The organism is Streptomyces sp. NPDC059567, assembly GCF_042735655.1.
Lineage (GTDB): Bacteria > Actinomycetota > Actinomycetes > Streptomycetales > Streptomycetaceae > Streptomyces.
Map to the genome: position 1 here is coordinate 1 of NZ_JBHWBS010000053.1, position 5,746 is coordinate 5,746.

5 protein-coding genes and 1 pseudogene are annotated in these 5,746 nt (G+C 72.9%); 2 read left to right on the top strand and 4 right to left on the bottom strand.

All coding sequences use genetic code 11. The features are described from left to right. Positions 1-138 precede the first annotated feature (138 nt). Positions 139-1,173, bottom strand: a complete 1,035-nt coding sequence (locus ACFVZW_RS22740) for a helix-turn-helix domain-containing protein (protein WP_384524026.1) — start codon at positions 1,171-1,173, stop codon at positions 139-141. A gap of 107 nt (positions 1,174-1,280) precedes the next feature. Between ACFVZW_RS22740 and ACFVZW_RS22745 the strand changes: the two genes are divergently transcribed. Then, positions 1,281-2,177, top strand: a complete 897-nt coding sequence (locus tag ACFVZW_RS22745; protein WP_384524029.1) for an alpha/beta hydrolase — start codon at positions 1,281-1,283, stop codon at positions 2,175-2,177. Positions 2,178-2,313: 136 nt separating this feature from the next. Further along, positions 2,314-3,456 carry a serine hydrolase domain-containing protein gene (locus ACFVZW_RS22750; protein WP_384524136.1) on the top strand — a complete coding sequence of 381 codons (1,143 nt, stop codon included), beginning with the start codon at positions 2,314-2,316 and terminating at the stop codon, positions 3,454-3,456. On the opposite strand, the gene ACFVZW_RS22755 is transcribed toward ACFVZW_RS22750, so the two are convergent. The 3 genes and pseudogenes from ACFVZW_RS22755 to ACFVZW_RS22765 form a co-directional block, all read right to left on the bottom strand. Next, positions 3,453-4,250, bottom strand: a complete 798-nt coding sequence (locus ACFVZW_RS22755; protein ID WP_384524032.1) for a sirohydrochlorin chelatase — start codon at positions 4,248-4,250, stop codon at positions 3,453-3,455. The genes ACFVZW_RS22750 and ACFVZW_RS22755 overlap by 4 nt on opposite strands. A 1-nt stretch (position 4,251) precedes the next feature. After that, positions 4,252-5,148: an ABC transporter permease gene (locus tag ACFVZW_RS22760; RefSeq protein WP_384524035.1), complete on the bottom strand. Its 897-nt coding sequence runs from the start codon at positions 5,146-5,148 to the stop codon at positions 4,252-4,254. After that, positions 5,135-5,746: pseudogene (locus ACFVZW_RS22765) on the bottom strand (ABC transporter ATP-binding protein); the annotation flags it as partial. The pseudogene ACFVZW_RS22765 and the gene ACFVZW_RS22760, both read right to left, overlap by 14 nt.

Sequence of the window (5,746 nt, forward strand, 5' to 3'; positions counted from 1 at the left end):
CGTTGACTCCCTCCTCCGCCTTGCGATCCACGGCACCAGACGCCGCTCCCCGATCCGGCCTGATCGACAAGACACCCCCTAGGGGGTGTCTTGGGCGTGTCCGGCGGATCAGGCCGGGGGCCGGGGAACGCCCGCGGGTCAGTCGGTGAGCAGCCGCCATGCCGTGAGGGCGAGCCTGGCCCGGGTCAGGCCGGTGGGGTCGGTGAGGTCGATGTCCAGCGTCCTGCCGATCTGTTCGACGCGGCGGGCGACGCTGCTGTGGTGCAGGTGGAGGAGGTCGGCGGCGCGGCGCAGGGAGCCGGTGGCGCAGTACGTGTCCAGCGTCTCCAGGTCTTCCGGGCTGCCGGCGACGCGGGCGATCCCGGCCACGTCGGCGTTGTCGCGAGAGGCCTCCTGAGGGACCTCGGCCAGCAGGGCCAGCGCGCCCAGGTCGGCGTGGCGGACGACGGGTTCGCGCGGGGTGGTGAAGCGGAGGGCGGTGCGGGCCTCCCGCCAGGACCGGTCAGGGCTGTCGGCGGCGCCGATGCCGGCCCGGACGTCCGCCGGAAAGCGGGCCGCGTCCACGGTGGTCGCCAGGATGACGCCCACGTCGGCGAGGGGTGCCGCCTTCACCGGGCGGGCCGGGCAGACCAGGCCGCCGATGCGGTCGAGCGGGACCCGGGAGCGTACCGCGACGACGCGGACCGGCACGTCCGCGGCGAACCCCAGGAGCCGTAACGCCCGTGCTCTGGCCGCCTCGTCGGTGTCGGCGCCGATCGCCAGCTCGACGAGGGCCGGGTCGGCCATGGTGGTGCGGGCCGGGCCGTACCGCTCGACGGCCGCCGCCGCGGCGAGGGCGAGCCGGTCGAGGAGGACGTCGTCGAGCTGATTGACCGCGCCCCCGCGTTCCAGCCACACCGTGCCGATCTCCTCCTCGTCGAGGACGATCGGCACCGTGGTCGTGGCGGGTGCCGGCGGGGCGATGGCGTCCCTGCCGTCGGGAGAGACCCTGATCGACCGCCCCGTGCCGTGGACGCGGATCCCCGCCACGCACTCGGCAAGGCCCGCCGACGCCCGCGCGAGTGCCGGGAGATCCACCCGTCGGCGCATCAACGTGTCGTAGAACGCGACGACGCGGATCGCGCCGCCGACGTACGGATCAAGTCCCGACAGCCGTACCGCCAGTGCCTCCATGCCAGCAGGATAGAAGGCGGAGAGCGCGCCGATCGGCGCGTCATCGGGGCGGGATGCGCGACGGATGGCGGATGACCCCTCGGGCGGCGTCCCCGAGGATGATCGGCATGGATCCCGAACTCGAAGCATTCGTCCCGCTGTTCCCCCGCATCCTGGTGACCGACCCGGTCGCCGGGCGCACGATGTACGCCGAGCTGGCCGCCGCGAAGCCGATACCGGACATCTCGGACCTGGAGATCGAGGACCGCCTGGTGCCCGCCGATCCGGCCGTGCCGGTGAGGATCTACCGCCCGCGCGGTGCCCGCGGTGCTCTCGTCTGGCTGCACGGTGGCGGATACGTCATGGGTGACGTGGACACCGAGCATCCGTGGGCCACCCGACTCGCCCAGGACTCCGGCGCGGTGGTGGTCTCGGTGGGCTACCGCGTGGCCCCCGAGCACCCCTTTCCGGCCGCTCTGGACGACGCGTACGCCGTCCTGACCTGGACGGCCGAGCACGCCGACGAACTCGGCATCGACCCGGAGCGGATCGCGGTCGGCGGTCACAGCGCCGGCGCGGGGATCACGGCGGCGATGACCTTGCGGGCGCGCGACGAGCAGGGGCCGCGGATCTGCTTCCAGCTGCTCAACGAGGCCTCGCTCGACGACCGTCAAGAGACCTGGTCGGCACAGCACTTCACCGACACGCCCTGGGCGAACCGCGACGTCGTCACCGCATCGTGGCGGCACTACCTGGGCTCCGCTCCCGCCACCCCGTACGCCGCCCCGGCGCGGGCGGCCGACCTGTCCGGCCTGCCACCCGCCTACATCGCCACCGCCGAATTCGACCCGAACCGCGACGAGGACATCACCTACGCGCTGCGCCTGTTGCAGGCGGGCGTCTCCGTCGAACTGCACCAGTGGCCCGGGACCTTCCACGGGTCGCAGGCGATCCTCTCCGCCGAGATCTCCCAGCGGCAGATCGCCGACCTCGGCGCCGTGCTGCGCCGCGCCCTGGCGCAGTGAGCCGCGCCGTTCCCCTCATCGACGAAAGGACGACGTCGTGAAGATCCGCACAGTGTTGTGCGCGAGCGTGATCGCGCTGAGCGTGGGTGCCGGCACGGTCGCGGCAGCCCCCGCGCCGCCCCACGAGACGAGGACGGTGCCGTCGACCGGCTTCGACCGGGCGGAGCTGAAGTCCGCCCTGGACGGAGTCCACCGCGCCGGGGTACCGGGTGTGTACGCCGAGGTGCGCGATGCCGGCCGGACATGGCGCGGCGCCTCGGGGGTCGCCGATGTCAGGACCGGCCGCCCCGTCACGCCCGACATGCGGCACCGCGTCGGCAGCATCACCAAGACCTTCACCGCCGCCGCGATCATGCAGCAGGTCGAGCAGGGCCGGATCGGGCTCGACGCGCCGATCGGCGACCATCTGCCGGATCTGGTGCCGGGAGAGCGCGGCAGGAAGATCACGGTACGGATGCTGCTGAACAACACCAGCGGCATCCCGGACTACATCCCCTACGCGTTCCCGTCCCTCCAGGGTTTCCCTGACGTCTCGTCCCGGAGCCCGGACGACAACCGGTTCCGGCGGTTCCACCCCACCGAGCTGATCAAGCTGGGGCTCGACGCCCCTCCGACCGGCGAGCCCGGAGGTCCGGTCGGGGTGTACTCGAACACCAACTACCTGCTGCTCGGCCGACTCCTGGAGCGGGTGACGGGCACCACGGCCGAGAAGTACATCACCCGGAACGTCATCGAGCGCGCCGGGCTCCGCCACACCGGATTCCCGACCGGCCCGCGCATCGAGGGACCGCATGCGCGGATGTACGAGGCCCTGTGGGGCGCGCTCGAACCGCCGCGCGACTACAGCGTCTACGACATGTCCTGGACCGGGACGGGAGCCGCGCTGGTGTCGACCATGCCGGATCTCAACCGCTTCTACGGCAGGCTCCTCGACGGCGGGATCGTCAGCCGGTCGTCGCTGACGGAGATGCAGCGCACGGTCCCGGTCGTCGCCCTGGACGGAACGATGATCCAGTACGGACTCGGCCTGCACCGCCTCGACATCCCGGGATGTGGCACCTTCTGGGGCCACGACGGCACGGTCTGGGGGGCCGGAACGGTCTCCTGGACCCGCTCCGACGGCGCCCGCCAGATGTCCTTCGGCGTCAATCTCCAGAGGTGGAACGAGGTGGACTCCTCCGGTACCCCGCGGCACCACCCCATCGACGACGCACTGGCGACGCTCGACGACCGGGGCCTCTGCGCCCCGGACCGGGGAGCGCGGCCCGACACCCCCTAGCCCGCAGCCTGCGTCGCGAGGTTCTCCACGCGCGACGCGCGACTCTGCTCGTACCGTTCGATCAGCAGCCGGGCCAGCTCCGGGGACGGGCCGAGGACGTCCGCCAGGTGGTCGGCCTCCTCCGAGCCCGCCGCGATGCGGTCCGGCAGCCGGCCGGGGGCGATGACGTACGGGGCCACCGCCACGCGGCGCACGCCGTCGGCGCGCAGGGCGCGGACGGCGTCCTCGGTCCGTGGGAGTGATGCGGAGGCGAACGCAGGCCGCACGGAGCACCAACCGGTGCGCCGCAGCTCCCGCGCCGTTTCTGCGATCGCTGCGATCGCCTCCGGGTCCGTGGAGCCCGCCGAGGCCAGGACGACCCCGGTCGAGTTCTTGTCGCCGGGGGTCAGCCCGGCCTCGTACAGCCGTCGCTCCACCGTCGCGATCAGCAGCGGCGAGGGGCCGAGCACCTCCGCGCGGCGGATCCGCAGGGCGGGAGGGGCCTGGCGCAGTACGGCGGGGATGTCGGCCTTCGCGTGGAAGGCCCGGGTCAGCAGCAGCGGCAGGGCCACCACGTCCCGTACGCCCTCCCGTCGCCCGCCACCACCCTTGCAAGGAGGCGCTTCGCGCCGCACCTCCTCCGCGAGCCGGTCCAGGACCCCCGGTACCGACGGCAGGTTGAAGTCCAGGAACGCCGTCTCCACACGCAGCCCGGGCCGCAGCGCCCGGGCACGGCGCACCAGCGCATGCACGGTCGCCGCGTGCCGCGGATCGCGGCTGCCGTGGGCGATGACGAGAAGGACGGGGGCGGTCATGTCAGGCCTTCACCAGCAGGCCGCGACGGCGCAGCACCGCGCGCTCCAACGGGCTGAAGATCAGCAGGTCGATGGCGACACCGACGAGCAGGATCAGGATGATGGCGAGGAAGATCCCCGGCATGTCGAAGTTGTTGCGGCCGTTCTCCAGCAGCTGGCCGAGCCCCAGGCCCAGTTCGGGCGAGGAGGCGATGATCTCGGCGGCCATCAGCGAACGCCAGGAGAACGCCCAGCCCTGCTTCAGACCCGCGAGATAGCCCGGCAGCGCGGCCGGCATCACGATGTGCCAGGCGCCCTTGAGTCCGGTGGCGCCGAGGGTGCGTCCGGCCCGCAGGAAGAGCGGCGGGACCTGGTCGACGCCGGCCACCAGACCGTTGGCGATCGACGGCACGGCGCCCAGCAGGATCACCGCGTACATCATCGAGTCGTTGAGGCCGATCCACAGCACGGCCGGGGCGACCCAGGCCACGGACGGCAGCGACTGCAGTCCCGCGAGGACCGGTCCGATGGCGGCCCGGACGAACTTCACCCGGGCGACGAGCAGACCCAGCGGGGTGCCGATGGCGAGCGCCATCAGGAAGCCCAGCAGGGCGCGCGACACGCTGGTCCAGAGGACTTCGAGGAGCGTGCCCTCCAGCCACATCGTGGTCACGCTGTCCCACACCGCGGACGGCGCCGGCAGCTTGGACTCGTCGGTGACCTTGGCCATCACCAGGAGCTGCCACACCACCAGCACCAGGGCGACGGCGATGACGGGCGGCAGGACCTTGCCGGTGAGGACCTCGCGCACCGGGGTGCGGCGGACCTGCACCGCGTCCAGCGCGTCGAGACCCGCCTCCAGACCGGCCAGGTCGTCGGCCTTCGCGGCCGTCGTGGTGGTCGTATCAGTGCTGGCCATGACGGCGGATCTCCCCACGCAGTTCTTCGGTGATCTCGACGGAAAGCTCCGCCACGGCGGCGTCCTCGATACGGCGCGGCTGCGGGATGTCGATGGTCCACTCCCGGGCGATCCGCCCCGGCCGGGACGACAGCAGCACCACGCGCTCGGCCAGCCGCACGGCCTCGCGCACGTTGTGGGTGACGAACAGCACCGACAGCTGCGTCTCCCGCCAGATGCGGGTCAGCTCGTCGTGCAGCACGTCGCGGGTGATCGCGTCGAGCGCCGCGAACGGCTCGTCCATCAGCAGCAGATCGCTGGCCTGGGCGAGCGCCCGGGCCAGCGCCACGCGCTGGCGCATACCGCCGGACAGCTCGTGCACCCGCTTGCCGTACGAGCCGGAGAGCCGCACCAGTTCGAGCAGGCGCTCGGCCTCCGGGCGGCGCTCGGCCTTCGGCACCCCGCGCAGCCGCAGGGCCAGTTCGATGTTCTTGCCCGCGGTGAGCCACGGGAAGAGGGCGTGCTCCTGGAACATCAGGGCCGGGGGGGGGGCGGGGGGGGGGGGGCGCGCCCCCCCCCGCCCGCGCCCGCGGGGCCCGGGGCGGGGGCGACGTCGGCT

Bases quoted from the DNA above. Each gene is read 5' to 3' on its own strand.
- ACFVZW_RS22755 (WP_384524032.1), bottom strand. From the start codon at position 4,250: ATGACCGCCCCCGTCCTTCTCGTCATCGCCCACGGCAGCCGCGATCCG.
- ACFVZW_RS22745 (WP_384524029.1), top strand. From the start codon at position 1,281: ATGGATCCCGAACTCGAAGCATTCGTCCCGCTGTTCCCCCGCATCCTG.
- ACFVZW_RS22760 (WP_384524035.1), bottom strand. From the start codon at position 5,148: ATGGCCAGCACTGATACGACCACCACGACGGCCGCGAAGGCCGACGAC.
- ACFVZW_RS22740 (WP_384524026.1), bottom strand. From the start codon at position 1,173: ATGGAGGCACTGGCGGTACGGCTGTCGGGACTTGATCCGTACGTCGGC.